Genomic DNA, 18730 nt, shown 5'->3' with positions numbered 1-18730 from the left:
GGAGGATGGTTAAAATTATTTTTTGTCTTTCTGTACCGCCAAAGCTATGGCAGCTTCCAGTTCCTGCTTATGGAGGGTATGCTCGCCTTGAACAAAAGCTTTGAGGCTCGCTTGTTGCAAGGCAGCCACGATTGTGCCAGGCTTAAGCTCATATTGATCGGCAATCTGACGCAAATCCGTTTTGGGATCCAACTCCAGTTGTTTGGGGAAATTTTTGCGCCAAATCTCAAACCGCTCCTTGGCTTTGGGGGGCGGAAATGCAATAACAAACCCCATTCTCCGCAAAAAGGCAGCGTCGAGGTTGTTTTTGGTTTGGGCCGCAAAGATCACCCATCCGGGATGTTGTTCCACCTGCTGGAGCAGATACGAAACCTCTTGATTGGCATAGCGGTCATGCGCGTCCTTGACTTCCGTTCTTTTTCCAAACAGCGCATCCGCCTCATCAAAAAACAGGATGGCATCCCCATCCCTCGCTTTTTCAAAGATTTTCGAGAGGTTCTTTTCGGTCTCCCCGATATACTTGGAGACCACTTTGGACAACTTGACCCTGTAGATATCCTTGTTGGCGCTCTTTCCCAGAAGAGTAGCCGTAAAAGTTTTTCCGGTGCCCGAAGGCCCATGGAATAAAATGCTTCGGGTTCCTTTGGTCAAGGAAGCATCTTCTGGAAAACCCGGCCCTTTGGACATGAGGGTCTCCAATTCCCGAACCTGTTTCAGAACGATTCCTGGAAGGACCAAATCCTCCCATTTGGAAGATGTGCTAATGGGTTTGATTCCGTTGATTGACATGGTTTATGGTGCTTTCATTTTTTGGGTTAGTCGTAGAATCAAAAACTCAGCTGGCTTGACAACAGCCAATCCCATCTCCAGGATCATTCGCCCTTCCCAAAAGTCATTTTGGGTCATGGTTTCCCCCAATCCGCATTTGACAAAAAAGGCTTCGTCCGGGCTTTGGCCTTGAAGTGCCCCGCTCCTCCAAAGCTGCATGAAGAAGTTTTCTGTCATGGCCTTGGCTCTTATCCAGGTTTTGGCCTCATTGGGTTCAAAACCCATCCTTTCCAAGGGTTCCCTCAGCGAACTTTCTACCATGATCATAAATCGCCTGACCGGAACATAGCGCCATTCATTGTCATTGCCGGCCAAAGTGCGTGCTCCCCATACCAAAATGCCCCTTCCCGGAAATTGCCGGATGACATTGACCGACTTCCCCCCGACGGTATCCACATTGAATTGTTCCTGTTCCCGCTGGGTGATGTTGGCCTTCAAAGCCTGAGCGGTCTGTAAGGCCACATTGGCCGGGGCTTTCCATACGCCGCGGGAACCATCCACCCGGGCATAAATGCCTGCTATAAATGGGGATGGGGGCAATACAGGTTTTAGGGTGCTTTGGATTTCGCTGAGACATTGGAAATACAAGGCATTGTTGATGTCTTTTAGCTCTTTCAGGCTTATGGTTTGCGGATTGGACCTACCTGTAGGATCCACAAGGTTTACCGTCACCTCCTCGGGTTCAAAAGCATAATCCAGCCGGCTGATGACATCCGGATAATAAGCAGCGGCAAATCCCAGACCTTCTTCTTGGCTCAGCCCATTTCTGAACTGGTTAAGCGTCTCATGATGATCAGCCTTTGGACTTTGCAGGTCAACCAGAAGAAATCGGCTGCGCAATTGGCTGCACTGCAGCATGGCTTCACCCATCAGCTGGTAGTAGTCCTTCTCACCCAAGAGCCTCACGGCATCCGGAAAGCAAAGCAGGGTAATGCGTGCTTCTTTGGTGCTGGCAAGTAAACCATCCTGATAATCCTTAAGCTGGGGCTCTTGGTCCAAATCGCCCAGGGAAATCACAAAACAACTGCTACCGCCATTTTCAAAAAAAGCCTGAAGGCTGTAGTAAAGCAACTTTGGGTTGGGATCATGAATGGTAGCCTGAATGGGGCCAGTAGGAGTTCCTGTGGCAGATTGCTGTAAGTTCAGCTGTATCCCCTTTTCTTTGGCAGCCGTCCCAAAATAATTTTCATATTCCCCCATGGACGAAATCCGTCTGGGAACGCCCTGCAGGTTGATGCCTGCATTTTCACCTGCCATCTGGGTATAGCCGAGAAAAGCAGGAAGGGCGGTTTCGGCTTGGGGGACGGTGGGCGGCAGAACAGATAACTCCTCTACATAGACGCCCGGCTTTGAGTACTGACCAGGGTTTGACTTTGCCATGGCAGATTTTGGTTAACGGAAGATTAAAGTTAACCATTTTCAGGCAGAATCGGAGAGAAAGGCAAGGAATTGTGCAAGCAGAAAAAAGGAGGTCCGTGGCACTTATTTTTTAATAAAATTCAGGTCTGAATAGGGAAGAGCCTTGGCTTTTTGATACTTTAGGCTTGGAATCAAAGGGAGTAGAAATGATCGACGTGACCTGCGCCATCCTCATCAAGGAAGGAAAAGTACTGGCTGTTCAGCGAAGTAAAAGGATGAAACTGCCCTTAAAGTGGGAGTTTCCCGGAGGAAAGGTGGAATCCGGGGAAAGTGCAAGGGAGTGCCTGATCCGGGAAATCCGTGAGGAACTGGGATTGGGGATCAGCATAAAAGAAGCCCTGACCCCTGCAGCTTATGATTACGGCAGCTTTCAGATCAGATTGCTGCCCTTTATCGCCCAGATCGAGAGTGGGATCCTGCAACTGGCCGAACACAGCGATTACGGCTGGTTTGATGTGGAGGAACTTCCTTTATTGGATTGGGCGGCGGCGGATGTGGCGGTGATGGAGGAGGTTTGTGCTTGGTTGAGGGGGGAGCTTTTTTAATTCGGTTCTCGGCAAGGATGTTGTCTGCCGCTAGCGCAGCTGTTGTCGCTTGCCACACCTGCGGTGGGCAAGTGTTGTCAGGTTATCCACAAGTGTTTTGCCTTGGACAACTTGACAACAAGGCCGCGTTAGCGGTCCCGACAACTTGACAACCTTCTGTGCTGCTACCCCGGTTATGGCCGCATCCGATCACTAGGGTAGGCAACCATTATCAAGTTATCCACAAGGCCTCTCCTTAAGACAACCCGACAACCCGACCACTTTAGTGGTCCCGACAACCCGACAACCATCTTTGCTGCTACCCCGGTTATGGCCGCATCCCATCACTTAGGTAGGCAAGTCTTATCAAGTTATCCACAATAATTTTCCTTAAGACAACCTGATAACCAGACCACGCTAGTGGTCCCGACAACCCGACAACCTTCCTTGCCGCTACCCCGGCTATGGCCGCATCCGATCTCTAGGGTAGGCAACCCTTTTCAAGTTATCCACAAGGACTTTCATGACAACCCGACAACCAGACCACTTTAGTGGTCCCGACAACTTGACAACAAGACCCTGTAGGTGATCGCGAAAACCTGACAACGTTTCTCCCGACAACCGGTCATAAAAGAAAATTCCCGACTTATTATTTAATTCCCTTTGGTGAAGGACGAACTTCCAGGGTTTCAAAATACAGGTGATAGTGATTGCTGCAGCCTGGATTGAAGCCGGATTGGCAATGGGGACAGGTGTTGTCTGATGCCATATAGTCCCTGATCCTCAGTTCAGTGCCGCAGACCCCGCAGAGGATCGCTTTTTGGTCAAATTCCGACTTGGGCCATACCTGATGAGGATGGTCCGCCTCTTCCTCATGGCAGGAAAAACAGGGGAAGTACTTGTCGCAGCACTTGAATTTGATCGCTATGATATCCAGGTCCGAATGCCAGTGTACACAGCGGGTTTGCTTGTCCACATTTTTACCAAAGACAGGAATTTCACCAATCTCAATGAATTTAAAGGGTTCCGTATCCTTTTCCTGTGCAAAGGCAAGGGGAGAGCTAAGCAGTGTCAGACCGGCAAAAATCAGTAGTGTTAGTTTCATGTATGGATCAGTAGGACCATCCGCAAAGATAGGTTTTTATTGATTTGAACACATAGGGTTATTTGAGCGGAAAATTTGACTTCAATAAATAAGTGGTTTGAGAGGCTTAAAAAAATCGTTGATTTACATGAAATTTTTGTTTTATTCGCTTTCTCAAACTAACATCCTATCCATGTTTAAAAATACCTTTTTCCTGTTTTTCCTTCTTTTTGCCCAAATGGCAGCTGCCCAATCGGAATATTTTGAAGGGTTTATTCTGTATGAATACCAATATTATGATTTGGATGGCAAAGACATCACCGAAATGATGGGGCCGCTCCATGGCAGGGAGCAGCATTATTATATCAATGCAGGAAATTACAAAGCATTTGATGAAAATGGGAACCTGATTCAACTTTACAATTCCAGAGACAATTCCTATTATTTTAACAGGGCAGGTAAACTGTTTCAGCTGGATGCAGGTCAAACCTATTCAGATCCTCCGAAATTTTCGAAAATAAGCAAAAGAAAGAAAATAGCCGGGTATACATGCAAGGGCATTGAGAGTCAAAATGACTCGGAAACTCCCAGTGTATATTTTGTTTCAGATAAACTGAAGATCCATACCGCGGCATTTCTGGAACATAATTTGGGCAATTGGAATGATTTTTTGAGGGTCAGCCAAGGCAGTATTTTTCTGGAATACATCGGCTACAAAGCAGACCATTATATAGTCATGACCGCCAAGCAAATCAAGCCAATGAAACTTCCCGATTCGGAATTTGAGCTTGAAAAGTACCTTTGATCCTCTAACCCAATCAGAAGGCCGCATGTGAAGATAAAAAAATAAAGTCAGACAGCTTGTGTCAGCAAGGCGCTTGGTCAGGTCGGTTTTCGTAACTTGTGTGCTGTGAGAAAAAAATGAAGCCTTGTGCTCACCTAAACAAGCACGCTATGGAAAACCAAAAATGTCCGATTTGCCATAAAGGGGTGGCCTATTCAGAAAGGTATCCCAATTATCTCTGCGGGGACTGTGTCCACAAGGCGACCGACTGGGAGGGTCGGGCTGTGGTATTTTACAATACGGCCATCAGTGGTCATGGCTGTGCAGGGGAATACCGGGACTCTGGGGAAAAGTACCATGGCAACAGCTGCTATGTGGAGGGCATCGCCTGCGAGGCCAGGGAAGCGAGATTTGGGGGGATCGTGATGGAAAGGGTTCAATGACAAGACAAGAAAAAATTGACCGTTTAAAAAGCCATTTGGAAAAAAATTCCGGTACTTACGCCGATAGTTTCAAAGGGGAGATTTGGTGTATGATTGGAGAGTTTGTGGTAGGGAATCCAATGCTATCATTTTTGGAAAAGCTTCCGGATCCAGAAGCAATTCACAATTACATCGATCGGCTTACTTCAAGGATTGTAATGAAGTTTGATCCGGAATCGGAGCGTTTGGGGGATTTTTTTTGGGATTATGTGGAGAATGGGTGAGCTTAGTAAAAGGTTTTGATAAGAAAAAATGGATCATATTTAAGAAATGACTAAGACAAAGAAAGGTAAGTATTTTTCTAACTTCTTTATATATTTAATAGATTGCAAAAGTTAATTGGAATTGATTATGGAAAATAATTTGGTAATAAAAGATGAAAATTTAGTTGAAGAATTTTTCGGTAAAAAGTTCAAGTTAAGATTTGTGGAGGAGGACACAGGTAAAGCAGCTTTAACTCATTTTGTAAGCTCTGTAGGATCGGAAGATAGGTCCTACTTTGAAGATAGAGCTATAATGTATTACAAGTCTCTTCTTGAGGAACAGGATGTTTCACATATGGCGTGGTCAGATTCATTCGAGGCTATCCAATATTCATTATTTGACCATAAAGAAAACATACCTTTTCCTGAAAAGGAAAATCCAAAGTTTAAATTTATAGACCTTTTTGCTGGAATTGGGGGGTTTAGATTAGCCTTACAAGAACTCGGCGGAAAATGTGTATTTACGAGTGAATGGGATGATCAAGCAAAAAAAACCTATTTTGCCAATTTTGGGGATATTCCTTTTGGGGACATTACTAAGGAAGAAACGAAGAGTTTTATTCCAGATGGCTTCGATGTTTTATGTGCAGGATTCCCATGTCAGGCATTTTCAATTGCAGGTCGAAGAGGGGGTTTCGAAGATACTCGCGGAACATTATTTTTTGATGTAGCTGAAATTATAAAAAGGAAAAGGCCAAAAGCTTTTTTTCTAGAAAACGTTAAAGGCCTCAGAAATCATGATAAAGGAAGAACCTTAGCAACAATTTTAAATGTCCTTAGGCAAGATTTGGGATATTTTGTTCCTGACCCAGAAATTATTAATGCCAGAGATTTCGGGGTTCCGCAAAATAGAGAAAGGATATTCATTGTCGGATTTAGGAAGGATTTAGGAATTGATCAATTCGATTATCCAGAACCAATAGAAGAAATTGTTGCTTTTGAAGATGTAAAAGAAGAAAATCCAGTTTCTGTTAAATACTACTTATCCACCCAATACCTGAAAACACTTGAAGACCATAGAAATCGTCATTTGTCAAAAGGAAATGGTTTTGGATTTGAAATAATTCCGGACGATGGAGTTGCAAATGCTGTAGTCTGCGGAGGAATGGGAAGAGAAAGGAACCTAGTATATGATGATCGATTGGAGGATTTTACGCCAATTACACATATAAAAGGGGAGGTAAATAGACGTGGTATTAGAAAAATGACACCTCGCGAATGGGCTAGACTACAAGGGTATCCAGATGAATTTTTAATACCTGTAGCAGATGCTTCTGCCTATAAGCAATTTGGAAATTCTGTTGCTGTACCAGCAATTAGGGCAACGGCAGAGCAGATTTTAAAGAAACTAGGATGTTTTTGAAGAAGATCATTGATGTAAAAATTTCAAATAAAGAAATTTCAGTCAGTAGAGACGCAAAAATTTCGATAATTGACTTAGAAAATCAGATTAAGCAACTCGATTATTCGGGCGAAAATAAACCAAAAGATCCAAATGTTGAAAACGCTTCAATTCCTCCTTTCATCCAATCATTTTACTATCTCTTTTTCAAAGATTTAAGAATTCCAACTGAAAACGAATATTGTGAAACATACCTTGAATTTATTGGAGGAGATGTAAATGGTAATGTTTTAGTAAGTGGTTTAGTTCTTTGTAAGGATGGATTATTGAACCGAATGAAGCGCACGTATCCATCATTAGTAAGGGATTTACATTTCATTTATTTATTGGAGGAGTCTGAAATCTTTGAAGAAGTTGAATATTCCATGAGAAAAGATTATTTTAATGGGTTAGATATAAGATTAATTTATAATAAGATAGAATTTTATGTCTCTCTATTTATAGACACTACTCGCGGAGTTTATTTCAAAAAAAAGAAAAGAACCAGACATGATTTTTCGACGGTTAACGAGATTGAGTTTAATGTGGCATTTTCTTCTCTGAAAAAAGTAGGAAATTTTTACCTATTAACCCCAGAGCACGTTAAGATTCTATTGGAAAGAGTAAATAATTAAACTAACTCGAATGCTAACAGGAAATAAAGGAGAATGGAGTGAGATTTATACACTTTTAAAAATTATATCGGATAAAAATCTATTTGCAGGTGACAGTGATCTAAACAAAATTGAAAGCCTGATTTTTCCCATTATCAAGATTTTACGTGACGAATCTAAAGGAACTTACGAATTCGGCTATGAAAGTGATTTGGTAATTGTTAAAGGCACGGATGAGGAATTTAGGATACCCATTTCCTTATTTCAGGAGAAAGCTGTTTACTTGCTTTCTAGTTTAAAAAAAACAACTTCTTCAACCTTTTCTATTCCTGTGATTGAGTCATTTATAAATTCTTTTAACTGTTTTTCGCTAAAGGCAAAGTCCTCCATTAAAAGTGATATTAGGATAATTATTCATGACCAAAGAACAGGCACAATGCCTAAGTTAGGGTTCAGTATAAAGTCTCAACTTGGTAGTGCTTCAACTCTTTTAAATGCTGGTAAAACTACAAATTTTATTTACAAGATTGCTAACAAGAGACTTAACGGAGATGAAATCCATTTAATAAACTCTATGTATATTTCTAGAGGGGAAAAGATGCATAAGGACATTAAAGGGAGAATTTTTAAAATTCTAGAATTTTCTGGGAAATTAGATTTTGAAAGAACAGAAAATTCAGTCTTTGAAAATAACTTGACATTGATTGATAGCGCATTACCTGAAATTCTTTCTGAAATTGTTTATCTTTTTTTTACATCTGGCCACAACAAAATAAAAGAACTAGTTCAGGAAATTTCTGAGAAAAATCCGCTTGGTTTCAATCTTGAAACAAATCATCCATTCTATTCTTATAAAATCAAAAGGCTTTTGACAGATATAGCTTTGGGAATGACGCCTGCAAAAGTTTGGACCGGAGAACTAGATGCTACTGGTGGTTATTTGGTGGTTAAGGATAATGGAGAGATTTTATGTTACCATATTTATAACCGAAATGAATTTGAGGATTATTTGCTGAACAATACCAAGTTAGAAACAGCAAGTAGTACAAGACATGATTTTGGGTCAGTTTATCTTGAAAACAACAAACTATTTTTTAAATTGAATTTGCAAATACGGTTTTTAAAATGATAATTATTTCTTTATGAGATTTCTATTCGAAGACTGGCTAAAACAAAATAAAAAAACCATTACTAGACCAGATAAGTATTCAAATACTATAAATACCATTTCAAATCATTTGAAATCTAAGAAGTTTAATGATTTAGATATTTACTCTGTTTCAGATGTAGAAGAAGTGATTAGAATTAAGCAAAAGTATTTTAGTTTTGATGAGTTTTATAATAAAAATATTAAAGGGAATAGAATGTACAGTAGATCTCTTGACTTGTATATCGAATTTCTCGATTCTTATGAAGGAATCCCTGGAAGGATAATTACTCCAGAAATTGAAAGTGTAATTATTAATCCGGCCCTGACGGTTACTGAAAAGGAAACAATTATTTTGAGTAGAAGAGGTCAGGGCCAATATAGAGAGAACCTTTTAAATCTATGGGGTAAATGTTCAATATCAGGCTATTTGGATGTTAGGCTTCTTAATGCGTCCCATATTAAGCCATGGAGTAAATCAGATAATCTTGAAAGAATAGATAAGTTTAATGGATTACTGTTGTTGCCAACATATGATAAATTGTTTGATTTAGGTTTTATAAGCTTTAGTGGAAAAGGGGATATTTTTATTTCAAAGGAATTAATTAATCCAGAAGGTCTTAACATAAATAACAAAACCAAAATTAAAACTCATAAAGGTCACGAAACCTATTTAGACTATCATTTGGAGAATATATTCAGAAACTAATGGATTTAAATAAATTACATGCAGACTATTTTGTTTAAACTCGTTAAAATAAAATGACAATCAACTTCTCACATATTGGCACTCATCTAGGCACAAGGGTTCTTGGCGAATCCATCAGGAAGGATATAGAAATTGCCTTGGAGCAAAACCAATTGGTAACTTTTGACTTTTCCGGTATAGATTTTATTTCACATAGTTTTGCTGACGAGTGCTTTGCCAAACTCCTTATTTCTATGAAAATTGAGGAGCTTAAGAAAAAAACCACCTTCAAAGATGCCAATAAGCTAGTAAAAAGAACCATTGCTTTTGCATTGAAAGAAAGAATGTTGCAGTTGGAAACAGCTTAAAAATCCACCAACTCTCCAATCCCCGCCCCCAGCGCCTCGACCAATTTCTCCATCACCTCTAACGATACATTCCTTTTCCCCTGTTCAATTCCTGAGATATAAGATCTGTTAAGACCGGATCTTTCGGCCAGTTTCTCTTGGGACAGGCCTTTTTCTTTTCTGAGGGTTTTGAGCTTTAATCCGAATTTTTCTTTGATATCCATAAAATCTAAATGTTTACAATAGTAAACATTTAGATTTTTTTCATTGTATTGAGATAGTTTACTTATTTTATACATCAGGTTATACAAAGACAATAGATTTAGTTAATGAAATTTCAAGGATCAATCCACTTGGTTTTAACCATGAATCAAATCACCCTTTTTATTCCTATAAAATAGGAAGTTTTTTAACCGATATTGCTCTCGTTATGATGCCTGCAAAAGTTTGGTTTGGTCAACTTGATGCAACAGGTGGATATTTGGTTGTAAAAGATAATGGAGAGGTCTTATGTTACCACATATACAACCGAAACGAATTTGAAGATTATTTATTGAACAACACAAAGTTAGAAACAGCGAGTAGTACAAGACATGATTTTGGATCGGTTTATAGTGAAAACAATAAACTATTTTTTAAATTGAATTTGCAAATAAGGTTTTTGAGATAGCGCAAAAACTCCAATAATATTCTTTGATTCCCTGCTAAGACTCTTTGTTGACCCAAAATATCCCCAATTAATTCTTTTGGCTTTAACTAGTAAAAAGTGTGCATTAGTAACGATAAATCCTTCTGCCTAATTCTGTAATCCTTTTGAAATTAATGGCTTACATTCCCTACTTAAGTTGTTCCCATTTATAAAAAGTGTACACTTGACTTCCATTTCACGGTAAATTTCTTCTTCATTTCTGCGAGCCTCATGAGGCTTGGATCGCTTTTACGGCCTAAGTTTTTGTGAATCTCGATTTTTTCATAATTCGCATTTAAAGTTGATGATTTCAATTCAACTTTCATATGGACATTTTATTAGTAGTGCTTAGAAAAACTTGCTTAAAATTATTTTTTTTTTTAACAAAATTGGAATTTCCCTGTATAAGAATTTTACTAAAGACTTTTCTTTCTTAAAATTTGAATATTTTATTTCATAATAAAAATGGATTTTAGATTCTACATTAAAAAAATGGATTTGAAATTGTCATTCTTTTTCACTACAATAATATTTTGTAGTAAATATTTTGCATATGTGTAATACATTTACTTAATTTAGAAAAAAATTTCAAGATTATATGAAATCTGATAAGCGAAAAAGATTCGAAAAAGTGGCAGAAAATAGAGTCGAAAAAATTCTGGACGGTTTACGGCTACTGGGAAATTGCTCAAATAAAAACAATTATGAATTCACAAAAGAAGACGTGGACTACATGTTTGATGAAATCCGCAGAGCAATGAAAGATTCTCAAGCCAAATTTGAGAATGAGTTCAACAAGTATGATCAAAGGAAATTCAAGTTCAAACAATAAACCAAATTTTTATATGCCAGGAAAAATTAAATGGTTCTTTGAAACCACAAAAAATACTTTTAGCGGTGCTAATGACCCCATACACGAGACATTTCGCGCAAATCCTTATTATTCCATTGTCCGTGAATCTATTCAAAATAGCCTTGATGTTTGTTTAGACCATTCTAAGCCTGTAGAGGTAAGATTTGAAATCATTTCAATAAATCAGGCTGAACATCCCGAGTTATTCTCACTTCGAGAACACATTGAATCTTGCTTGGAATTCCACAAGGATAACAAGCAAGCCAGGGACCTTTATACTGGTATGCTGAAATACCTAAATGAAAACAATTCCATTAAAATTCTTAAGGTGGGCGATTATAACACCAAAGGAATGCATTATGATCCATATAATTATCAGTGTCCATTCAACTCTTTTATGGGAGAGGGTATAAGTTCCAAATCATCAGGTTCGGGTGGATCATTCGGTTTCGGGAAAGGAGCCTATTATGTACCGAGTGAATTAAGAACCATTTTGGTCTCTACTATGATCGAAGGAGATCAAGTTTTTTTTCAAGGAAGGACAAGGTTGGCTTCTCACAAAATCGGAGATGAGATTAAAGGAAAAGACGGTGTCTTCAAGATTGAAGAGAGTGGACCAATCACCGATGTTAATGATATCGGTGTGATGTTCAGAAGAAAGGAGCGCGGCACCGATGTTTTTATTCTGGGAATGAGAAATGACCCGAATAGCGGTAGAGAAATGATAAAATCAGTTCTCAATAATTTTTGGCTTGCAATTCATGAAGACCGACTTGATGTAGTAATTAAGACAGACGATGTTGATGTTAGTTTTGATGAAAAAAATCTCGAGGAAATAATGAATGAATATTTTCCTGAAGAAAACGAATATGGCTCCATTAGTGAATTAGATCAATGGAATCCAAAAGCCTATTACAAGGCTGTGAAGTATGCCGGGCTATCAGATGACTTTATTCTATTCGACAAAGATGAATTGCCTATTTTAGGCCCCGTACGTTTTTATGTTTACAGAAATGAAGGATTGCAGAACAGGACATCATTTATGCGAAAACCAGCAATGACTGTTTTTAAAACAACCCGAAATATACTATCGGGATATGCCGCAGTTTTTATTTGTGACAATGAGGAGGGAAATGAAGTTTTGAGACAGATGGAAAATGCTGCTCATAATGAATGGAAACCTGAGAATGTTCGATTTATTTCATCCGAAGAATTGCAAAAATACAAAGAGGCTTATAATCAAATTAATAAATACGTGACGGAAAAACTGAAGTCAATTTCAGGGGTGGGTAATTCGAGTAAAATGGAAGTTGTTGGTTTAGCGGATTTTTTATCTATTCCCGAAGAATTGTTAGACGAAGAGGAAGCTGTTCCCGGTACGGCGGAAAGCACAAGGGATGGAATATCATCTGAAAACAAATCTTTAGGTGAAACCGCTCTAATTACATCAATAAACACTAAAATAAAAGTCAGAGCTTATTCTCCAGTAACTAGTTCTGTTGCTGACAGTGCAGAAAAGGATTCAGGCGAGGATAATTTATTGAATGGAGGCGGTGAACCAAACGAGGAATCAAACCCAAATCCCCAACCATCTGAAGAACGAGGTAATCAATTAGAAGATGGAGCTTTATCTGAATTAGGAAAAGGAAAAACTCCGATTTCTGTACGTTTCAGGCCTGTAGCTACAAAAGATGAAAAAGGCATAGTGCATAACCTGATTATACAAGCTGACCAAGCTCATTCAGGAGTTGTCATAGATATTAAATCAGGATCGGATAACGGTGATGATTTACCTTTAGCTATTATAGAAGCAGATCAAGGAAAACATAATGGAAGTAGTATTTCAGAATTAAGCCTTGCCAAAGGGAAAAACATTATTATGGTTCGATTTGATGATGGGATAAAACATACTTTAAAATTATCCGCATATGAAGCTAAATAATTTATTATTGCCACATCCAGTATTAGGCCAGGCGGATGACATAAACAGTTCATTTGGATTCAAAGAGTCTCCTACAATTGATATAAAAGAGTCCACCTATCTAATTGAATTTGAAATTAAACATGATAACGGTACTATAGCTGACCTTGTAAAAGTCAATAAGGCAATCTATTGTTGTGAAGTAAATTGTGGTGGAACACTTTACAGAGAAATCTTCACATCAAAAGAACCTAGATTTAGTATTGAAATTCCCCGAACATCACTTCGAAAAAGAGTAGATTTTCAAGTTTTTTGTTTTGCATTAGAAGAAATTCCAAATTATAATAACCCAACGGCTCATCCTGACTTTGCAGGCTTTTTATTTGACCTCGAAAAAGCAGACTTACTTGGTGTATTTGGAAGTTTTCAATTTAACGCTGACGTCCAGTACCACAAATTGAAAGCAGCTTCTTCCTTTTTGCAGATTATTCCAAATGAGGGAGATGAAGATTTTACAAAATTTGTCCTGGATGACAGTAAAATCCAGATCAAATTACCGAAAGCTCTCTATGAAAAATATAAACAAGACTACATCGGAAAAAAAAGGGAGTTTGCTGATATCATCCATGCCTCTCTTGTCCAAAATGCTCTGACAATAGCTTTGTTCAATTTTAAAGTACATCTTGAAAGGGAAAATGTATGGGCTGTTTCAATTCAGCATCGACTTTTAAACGAACCCGAATTAAATAACGGTTCTGACCAAATTGACCCTAATAATATTCCTGACTTAGTTCAGAAACTATTGGGAAACCCAAATAAACGAATGATTGAACAATTGGAAAAATTATCGAATGTAAATCAAACTGACTGAAAATAATGGAGCTACAAAGAATCTTAAGAAAAAAATATATGGATACCCTGATATCCAGTATAAAATCAGGGGAATCAGTTCACTTATTCAGAAACAGCGAATTCCAATTAGATGATAAAAACACACTTATTATGCCTCATTTGAAAAGGCCCTTAGGCCTATTTAGTAGAATGAATGCAGAGAATGATTTTGAGTCTGCAATTGCCTTATTTGAAGCATATGATAAACTGACTCCACTAGAGGCTGCAGACCCCAGATTTTGGAATTATCTTGCAATAATTGATTTATATCCTTATTTGAGAGAAAGGTGGCCCAACGTAAGTAAACGAAAAGAAGGTACGAGTGAAGAAGGATATATACTGGAACATTTCCTTTTGGAAAAAAGCAGTCAGTTATTAAGAAATTGGTTATCTGGCTTGTGGTGGTCCATTTATTTGTCAGTTGACGAAAAAAATTTTGAGGATAAATATTGGTTAACCAAGGTTTTATTTTGGAATCAAACTCTTAGAACCAGAACAATGGGCACGTATCAATTGGCCAGGAAAAAAGAGATAATAATGGGATTTTTGGAATATTGTTTGGAAAGGGGGAAAAGCAATTTTGGAAACTTTGAAAAGGAACACCAAGAAATAACTGAATTTCTAAATAAGCTGGGTGGTGCAAAACCCCTTACTATATTTAATCGGGACGAAGTAAAGTCAATCTTATTTAAAAAATTTCCAAGTGTGGTTGAAGAAACTTAAAAATATCTAAGGTTACGTTCCAGCCTAATTTTGACAGTTTCTTACACATTTTTAGCTTCTGGTTATTTGGATAGAATTTTTTATACCACTTCCTTTATAATCAAGAAACAGTAAGCTTGGTACTAACCCTGTTACACACTTCTGTGGCCCATCGATAACGGCCCTTTGTGGAAATTATGGACGGTGTTGATCCCCACTTAAACAGTTTAGTGTTGTTTTGAGCAACGGCTGGTAATTTTATGTTTTTTTCTCAAAGATTTCCATAGAGAATTATGAACTATTCATTCAGAAGGTACGCTGATAGTGGATAAAACAGGAAATGAAATCATTCTTTCAACTGATCCACAATTTTAGGTGGGTAGCGGGACATTGGATGACCCATCCACCACCCGCTTCACTCCTCCCCAATTCTCCCTTTTCCCTAAAATCACCATTAGCTGGCCACAAAAGCAAATCGCCCACAAACTGCCTTGTTGGGACATGCTTGTGGGCGAGGTTGAAAATGACCGTAGACCATTTCCTTAATTATGTATCCAATATTTATTCGAAGTTGGAACCGATGTCACCCTGGGCAACGATCACGTTCAATTCTTCTGCGCTCAGGTGCACATTGACATAACCGTCCACGGTCAGGATTTCTGCAAAGGTGTAACTTGGTTCACCGTCCATCATGCCGCTTCTGGTATCACTGACGCTCATTCCGGTACTGCCGTCCACAGGTGTAAAGGTAAAGAGGATTCCTCCTCCTACCGCTGCACTGTTTTCATGGATATGGGCAGGATGGCTTCCGCCGTCAGGAGTTCCCGTCAGGCTGATGGTTGCCAATGCAAATCCATTGATCCGCTCTTGAAAGGTTATTTCTCCAGAAATACCGGGCACTGCAGCCTCATTCAATGGATAGGTCTGTGATTCACCTGTCAGTACATTGGATCCGATATCCCCTTGGGCTACCACGGTGGCAAGGTCCTCCATACTCAGGTGTACATTGATGTATCCATCATAATCCAGCAACTCATTGTAATTGATGGCCGTACCTTCATCTGTTTCGGAAACCGTGGTTTCGCTCATCCCTGTGGTTCCGTTAACTGAAGTCAAAGAAATGGCGATTCCGCCCCCTACAGCAGCCGAATTAAAATGGATATGGGCAGGGTGGTCCCCACCGTCCGGTGTGCCGGTCAGGTTGATCGTCACTTTGGTACTTCCGGTGGTCATTTCTTCCAATAAGGCTGTTCCGCTGATCCCGGAATCTCCCACTGCGTCCAAATTGTAGGTTTTAGACTGTCCTGTCAGACCATCTCCCGGGTCTACGGTTGGGCTGTCGTCATTGCCGCAGGCCATAAAGGCGAGGCCGACTGTCAATAACAAGGCTCCCTGCCTAAGGCGATTGATAAATGTGATTTTTTTCATGGTAGAAATATGTTGGTTCTCTACTAGAACAGCTTCAACTTGGTTTATGTTCGAACCGCTTTGCACATAAAGCCAAGAGCCACAAATTTAGGTTGATAACGGATTAGTAAACAGTACATCCACCACCCGCTTCACACCTCTCCAATTCTTTCATTGCCTCAAAATCCCAAGCCCCCTGCTACCCAACCTTATTATTTAACGCTTGTGGGGTTAGCATGATTTTAAAAAGTCAATTTACCTGAAATTTCTCAGGATTTTGGGGCACCCTTTGGCAAAAGCTTCTTATATTTAGGTAGTTAGCTTTAGCCGGAATGGTAATCTGTTTTTCCGGTTTTTGGTTTTGGCAGTTCCGTCACACATGTTCTCCTGCTTTTTCTTTGGGTTTTAATTTTACAGCGGAATCCTCGTTTATAAGCCTAAATGGACAATCGGGAAAATTGATCATACAACATTTATCTAAATTAATTCCAACATAAACACACAAAAATTATGGCAAGAAAAGGGGATTATCCATTGCCTAAGTTTCATTTTCAGGTAGAATGGGGCGAAGGTTTTCGGATTGGATTTACAGAGGTCAGTGGATTGGACTTCGAAACAGAAGTCATTGAGTATAGGGCAGGGAACAGTAAAATGTACAACAAATCAAAACAACCTGGCCTCACCAAATTCAGCGATGTGACGCTCAAAAGGGGCACTTTTGAAGGGGATTTTGATTTTTTTAAAGAATGGAGGAAGACCTATTATTTTCAGGAAGGAAACAAAACCGGATCTATGTATCGCCGTGACGTGATGATAAAGCTCCTCAATGAAAACCACGAACCGGTGATCGTTTGGAGACTTGAAAATGCTTGGCCGAGAAAAATACAGTCCAGTGACCTCAATGCCGAAGCCAATGAAGTGTGTATAGAAACGATGGTATTGACACATGAAGGTTTGTCCATCTTAAACGTGGATTGAAATGGCGGATGGATACCAGATAGCGGGTTTTCACTTCCGGGTGAATTTCCACGGTTTGCCTGCCCTGAAAGAAGTTGATGTAGGATTTCAGTCCGTTTCCGGACTGGATGTGAAGATGGAAATGGTGACCTACAGGGAGGGAGGAGAAAACAAGTTTGAACACAGGTTACCTGGCAGAACCACTTATTCTACCTTGACCTTAAAAAGAGGTATTCTGACTCCTGAAAAGTCCGCACTTACCAATTGGCTTCAGGATGCTTTCCAAGGTCGGAATATTATTCCGCTCAAAATTGTACAGGTCGACTTGTTGAACGAAAATCATGAAGTGCTGATGCAATGGGAGCTGCATCATGTGTGGCCTGTCAATTGGACCGTGGGGGAGCTCCATGCCGAAAAAGGAGAGGTTTTAATCGAAACGTTGGAACTCAGCTACAATGGTTTTGAACTGAGAGGCACAGGCAAAGTAGCGAAAAAACAAAAAGCAGATAAATAAAAGGCAATGGCGGATAAGGATCAGTTGACCAAGGTATTGATTCATGCTTATGACGATAGGGGTTTGAGGATAAAATCCAGGATAACCCGGAATCCAATTTCATTGCCGGTAAATCCTGAAAATTTCACCCAAAAGTATTCCTTGGCCTTGAATCGATCCAACCAAGAAGGCTTTGGGGATTTTAAGGTGGTGAACCCACGGGATTTGAAGTTGGATTTTATATTTGACGGAACCCAAACCATTCAGGGTTATGTCTACAATGGAAAAGATACTTCCGTAAAAGCCCAACTGGAAATTTTTATGGAGGCGGTTTACCGCAAAGAAGGATCAGTCAGCTACCCCCGTTATCTGAAAGTCCAATGGGGGAATTTTATTTTCCCCTGTGTCTTGGCCGATCTGGAATTGAACTACACCATGTTTGCGCCCAATGGAGAACCTTTGAGGATACAGGTTACCACCTCATTTTTGGATTTTAGAGGGCTTGAGGAAGTCAATCAAGGCCCAAAAGAAAGCGCTGCCGAACAAGTCTTGCTGGAAAAAGCCAAAGACTTGATCGATCAAATGTTGGCTTCCAAAAGGAATCCGGAGGTATTTCTTTCGAAAAGCCAGCCTGAAAAAGAAAATAGGATGGCTGAGCTTCTGAACGTCCCGATAACTAAAAATGACCCCGGGCATTCAGAGCATAAGGATAAGAAAGACGGTGAAAAAGAATCCAATGGGGATAAAGATCAAAAACCAATCACCATAAATACCGGAGTAATCTTGTTACACCCATTTTTAAATGAACTGTTTACCAAGCTTGAGCTGATGAAAGGGTCCAATTTTAAAAACCGTTCATCCAGGAGCAAAGGGGCATTATTGCTTCATTTTTTGGCTACTGGGAATGAAAAGATGACTCAGGATGAAATGGAATTTCCCTCACTGCTGTGTGATTTACCTCCTAAGACAGCTTTTGACCTGAGCCTGAAGTTGAACAAACAGGAAAAGGAAGAAGCAAACCGCGTCCTTTTGGTAACCATAGACCGTTGGAAAGCACTCAAAAACACCTCCCCTGATGGTCTTCGCAGTGGTTTTTTGATGCGCAACGGGACAGTGGAAAGGATCAACAATGATTGGAAGCTGAAAGTAGAAAAAAAATCCATCGATGTGCTGTTGGACCAAATCCCATGGAATCTGGGGATGGTCAAACTTCCTTGGCGAAGGGACCTTTGGATGGTGGATTGGCGCTAGCGCTTT

General features: G+C 39.7%; 22 protein-coding genes. 17 read left to right on the top strand and 5 right to left on the bottom strand.

What is annotated here, in order from left to right; genetic code table 11:
* Positions 1 to 15 precede the first annotated feature (15 nt).
* Together H1A14_RS04500 and H1A14_RS04495 are read right to left on the bottom strand one after the other, a co-directional pair.
* The gene (locus tag H1A14_RS04500) at positions 16 to 789 is read right to left on the bottom strand and encodes an ATP-binding protein (RefSeq protein ID WP_194775033.1); all 774 of its coding nucleotides are present in this window, start codon (positions 787 to 789) and stop codon (positions 16 to 18) included.
* A 3-nt stretch (positions 790 to 792) separates the two neighbouring features.
* Positions 793 to 2208: a phage tail sheath family protein gene (locus tag H1A14_RS04495; RefSeq protein ID WP_194775032.1), complete on the bottom strand. Its 1416-nt coding sequence runs from the start codon at positions 2206 to 2208 to the stop codon at positions 793 to 795.
* A 164-nt stretch (positions 2209 to 2372) separates the two neighbouring features.
* Between H1A14_RS04495 and H1A14_RS04490 the strand changes: the two genes are divergently transcribed.
* Complete coding sequence (locus H1A14_RS04490; protein ID WP_228527577.1) at positions 2373 to 2792, top strand: (deoxy)nucleoside triphosphate pyrophosphohydrolase; 420 nt, start codon at positions 2373 to 2375, stop codon at positions 2790 to 2792.
* Between the two features lie 628 nt (positions 2793 to 3420).
* Here the strand turns inward: H1A14_RS04490 and H1A14_RS04485 are convergent.
* Positions 3421 to 3876, bottom strand: a complete 456-nt coding sequence (locus H1A14_RS04485) for a CHY zinc finger protein (protein WP_194775031.1) — start codon at positions 3874 to 3876, stop codon at positions 3421 to 3423.
* A 127-nt stretch (positions 3877 to 4003) separates the two neighbouring features.
* On the opposite strand from H1A14_RS04485, the gene H1A14_RS04480 reads away from it, so the two are divergent.
* The 8 genes from H1A14_RS04480 (at position 4004) to H1A14_RS04445 (ending at position 9582) form a co-directional block, all read left to right on the top strand.
* Entirely contained in the window at positions 4004 to 4660 is a 657-nt protein-coding gene (locus H1A14_RS04480; RefSeq protein ID WP_194775030.1) for a hypothetical protein, read from the top strand.
* A gap of 149 nt (positions 4661 to 4809) precedes the next feature.
* Positions 4810 to 5082, top strand: coding sequence for a hypothetical protein (locus H1A14_RS04475; RefSeq protein WP_194775029.1), 273 nt, complete (start codon positions 4810 to 4812; stop codon positions 5080 to 5082).
* Positions 5079 to 5345, top strand: a complete 267-nt coding sequence (locus tag H1A14_RS04470) for a hypothetical protein (protein WP_194775028.1) — start codon at positions 5079 to 5081, stop codon at positions 5343 to 5345. The genes H1A14_RS04475 and H1A14_RS04470 overlap by 4 nt, the downstream gene beginning before the upstream one ends.
* 127 nt (positions 5346 to 5472) lie before the next feature.
* Complete coding sequence (locus H1A14_RS04465; RefSeq protein WP_194775027.1) at positions 5473 to 6747, top strand: DNA cytosine methyltransferase; 1275 nt, start codon at positions 5473 to 5475, stop codon at positions 6745 to 6747.
* The gene (locus H1A14_RS04460; protein WP_194775026.1) at positions 6744 to 7400 is read left to right on the top strand and encodes a hypothetical protein; all 657 of its coding nucleotides are present in this window, start codon (positions 6744 to 6746) and stop codon (positions 7398 to 7400) included. The genes H1A14_RS04465 and H1A14_RS04460 overlap by 4 nt, the downstream gene beginning before the upstream one ends.
* Before the next feature lie 10 nt (positions 7401 to 7410).
* Positions 7411 to 8508, top strand: coding sequence for an HpaII family restriction endonuclease (locus tag H1A14_RS04455; protein ID WP_194775025.1), 1098 nt, complete (start codon positions 7411 to 7413; stop codon positions 8506 to 8508).
* A gap of 13 nt (positions 8509 to 8521) precedes the next feature.
* The gene (locus H1A14_RS04450; RefSeq protein WP_194775024.1) at positions 8522 to 9235 is read left to right on the top strand and encodes an HNH endonuclease; all 714 of its coding nucleotides are present in this window, start codon (positions 8522 to 8524) and stop codon (positions 9233 to 9235) included.
* Between the two features lie 53 nt (positions 9236 to 9288).
* Positions 9289 to 9582 carry an STAS-like domain-containing protein gene (locus H1A14_RS04445; protein ID WP_194775023.1) on the top strand — a complete coding sequence of 98 codons (294 nt, stop codon included), beginning with the start codon at positions 9289 to 9291 and terminating at the stop codon, positions 9580 to 9582.
* On the opposite strand, the gene H1A14_RS04440 is transcribed toward H1A14_RS04445, so the two are convergent.
* Complete coding sequence (locus H1A14_RS04440; RefSeq protein ID WP_194775022.1) at positions 9579 to 9785, bottom strand: helix-turn-helix domain-containing protein; 207 nt, start codon at positions 9783 to 9785, stop codon at positions 9579 to 9581. The two genes, H1A14_RS04445 and H1A14_RS04440, sit on opposite strands and share 4 nt — an antisense overlap.
* A 47-nt stretch (positions 9786 to 9832) precedes the next feature.
* Between H1A14_RS04440 and H1A14_RS04435 the strand changes: the two genes are divergently transcribed.
* The 5 genes from H1A14_RS04435 to H1A14_RS04415 all read left to right on the top strand — a co-directional run bounded on the left by H1A14_RS04435 (position 9833) and on the right by H1A14_RS04415 (position 14637).
* On the top strand, positions 9833 to 10231 hold the full coding sequence (locus tag H1A14_RS04435; RefSeq protein ID WP_194775514.1) for an HpaII family restriction endonuclease: 399 nt from the start codon (positions 9833 to 9835) through the stop codon (positions 10229 to 10231).
* 616 nt (positions 10232 to 10847) lie between these two features.
* Positions 10848 to 11081 (top strand): hypothetical protein, encoded by a 234-nt coding sequence (locus tag H1A14_RS04430; protein WP_194775021.1) that lies wholly within the window; start codon positions 10848 to 10850, stop codon positions 11079 to 11081.
* A 13-nt stretch (positions 11082 to 11094) separates the two neighbouring features.
* A complete protein-coding gene (locus H1A14_RS04425) occupies positions 11095 to 13044 on the top strand; it encodes a hypothetical protein (protein ID WP_194775020.1) in 1950 nt (649 codons plus the stop codon).
* Positions 13031 to 13894, top strand: coding sequence for a hypothetical protein (locus H1A14_RS04420; protein ID WP_194775019.1), 864 nt, complete (start codon positions 13031 to 13033; stop codon positions 13892 to 13894). The genes H1A14_RS04425 and H1A14_RS04420 overlap by 14 nt, the downstream gene beginning before the upstream one ends.
* 5 nt (positions 13895 to 13899) lie before the next feature.
* A complete protein-coding gene (locus tag H1A14_RS04415; protein ID WP_194775018.1) occupies positions 13900 to 14637 on the top strand; it encodes a DUF6339 family protein in 738 nt (245 codons plus the stop codon).
* A gap of 540 nt (positions 14638 to 15177) precedes the next feature.
* On the opposite strand, the gene H1A14_RS04410 is transcribed toward H1A14_RS04415, so the two are convergent.
* Entirely contained in the window at positions 15178 to 16044 is an 867-nt protein-coding gene (locus H1A14_RS04410) for a CHRD domain-containing protein (RefSeq protein WP_194775017.1), read from the bottom strand.
* 489 nt (positions 16045 to 16533) lie between these two features.
* Between H1A14_RS04410 and H1A14_RS04405 the strand changes: the two genes are divergently transcribed.
* Genes H1A14_RS04405 through H1A14_RS04395 form a run of 3 tightly spaced genes read left to right on the top strand, consistent with a single transcriptional unit; the run spans position 16534 to position 18724 of the window.
* Positions 16534 to 17001, top strand: coding sequence for a phage tail protein (locus H1A14_RS04405; protein WP_194775016.1), 468 nt, complete (start codon positions 16534 to 16536; stop codon positions 16999 to 17001).
* 1 nt (position 17002) lies between these two features.
* Positions 17003 to 17494 (top strand): phage tail protein, encoded by a 492-nt coding sequence (locus tag H1A14_RS04400; RefSeq protein ID WP_194775015.1) that lies wholly within the window; start codon positions 17003 to 17005, stop codon positions 17492 to 17494.
* A 6-nt stretch (positions 17495 to 17500) separates the two neighbouring features.
* Positions 17501 to 18724 (top strand): contractile injection system tape measure protein, encoded by a 1224-nt coding sequence (locus tag H1A14_RS04395; RefSeq protein WP_194775014.1) that lies wholly within the window; start codon positions 17501 to 17503, stop codon positions 18722 to 18724.
* The last annotated feature ends 6 nt before the right edge of the window (positions 18725 to 18730 follow it).

Source organism: Pararhodonellum marinum (assembly GCF_015354735.1).
GTDB classification, from domain to species: domain Bacteria; phylum Bacteroidota; class Bacteroidia; order Cytophagales; family Cyclobacteriaceae; genus Pararhodonellum; species Pararhodonellum marinum.
Note: the sequence above shows the minus strand (reverse complement) of the source record. Positions and strands in the feature narration are given on the sequence as shown.

Bases quoted from the DNA above. Each gene is read 5' to 3' on its own strand.
- H1A14_RS04500 (WP_194775033.1), bottom strand. From the start codon at position 789: ATGTCAATCAACGGAATCAAACCCATTAGCACATCTTCCAAATGGGAG.
- H1A14_RS04495 (WP_194775032.1), bottom strand. From the start codon at position 2,208: ATGGCAAAGTCAAACCCTGGTCAGTACTCAAAGCCGGGCGTCTATGTA.
- H1A14_RS04485 (WP_194775031.1), bottom strand. From the start codon at position 3,876: ATGAAACTAACACTACTGATTTTTGCCGGTCTGACACTGCTTAGCTCT.
- H1A14_RS04480 (WP_194775030.1), top strand. From the start codon at position 4,004: ATGAAATTTTTGTTTTATTCGCTTTCTCAAACTAACATCCTATCCATG.
- H1A14_RS04475 (WP_194775029.1), top strand. From the start codon at position 4,810: ATGGAAAACCAAAAATGTCCGATTTGCCATAAAGGGGTGGCCTATTCA.
- H1A14_RS04470 (WP_194775028.1), top strand. From the start codon at position 5,079: ATGACAAGACAAGAAAAAATTGACCGTTTAAAAAGCCATTTGGAAAAA.
- H1A14_RS04465 (WP_194775027.1), top strand. From the start codon at position 5,473: ATGGAAAATAATTTGGTAATAAAAGATGAAAATTTAGTTGAAGAATTT.
- H1A14_RS04455 (WP_194775025.1), top strand. From the start codon at position 7,411: ATGCTAACAGGAAATAAAGGAGAATGGAGTGAGATTTATACACTTTTA.
- H1A14_RS04450 (WP_194775024.1), top strand. From the start codon at position 8,522: ATGAGATTTCTATTCGAAGACTGGCTAAAACAAAATAAAAAAACCATT.
- H1A14_RS04445 (WP_194775023.1), top strand. From the start codon at position 9,289: ATGACAATCAACTTCTCACATATTGGCACTCATCTAGGCACAAGGGTT.
- H1A14_RS04440 (WP_194775022.1), bottom strand. From the start codon at position 9,785: ATGGATATCAAAGAAAAATTCGGATTAAAGCTCAAAACCCTCAGAAAA.
- H1A14_RS04430 (WP_194775021.1), top strand. From the start codon at position 10,848: ATGAAATCTGATAAGCGAAAAAGATTCGAAAAAGTGGCAGAAAATAGA.
- H1A14_RS04425 (WP_194775020.1), top strand. From the start codon at position 11,095: ATGCCAGGAAAAATTAAATGGTTCTTTGAAACCACAAAAAATACTTTT.
- H1A14_RS04420 (WP_194775019.1), top strand. From the start codon at position 13,031: ATGAAGCTAAATAATTTATTATTGCCACATCCAGTATTAGGCCAGGCG.
- H1A14_RS04415 (WP_194775018.1), top strand. From the start codon at position 13,900: ATGGAGCTACAAAGAATCTTAAGAAAAAAATATATGGATACCCTGATA.
- H1A14_RS04410 (WP_194775017.1), bottom strand. From the start codon at position 16,044: ATGAAAAAAATCACATTTATCAATCGCCTTAGGCAGGGAGCCTTGTTA.
- H1A14_RS04405 (WP_194775016.1), top strand. From the start codon at position 16,534: ATGGCAAGAAAAGGGGATTATCCATTGCCTAAGTTTCATTTTCAGGTA.
- H1A14_RS04400 (WP_194775015.1), top strand. From the start codon at position 17,003: ATGGCGGATGGATACCAGATAGCGGGTTTTCACTTCCGGGTGAATTTC.
- H1A14_RS04395 (WP_194775014.1), top strand. From the start codon at position 17,501: ATGGCGGATAAGGATCAGTTGACCAAGGTATTGATTCATGCTTATGAC.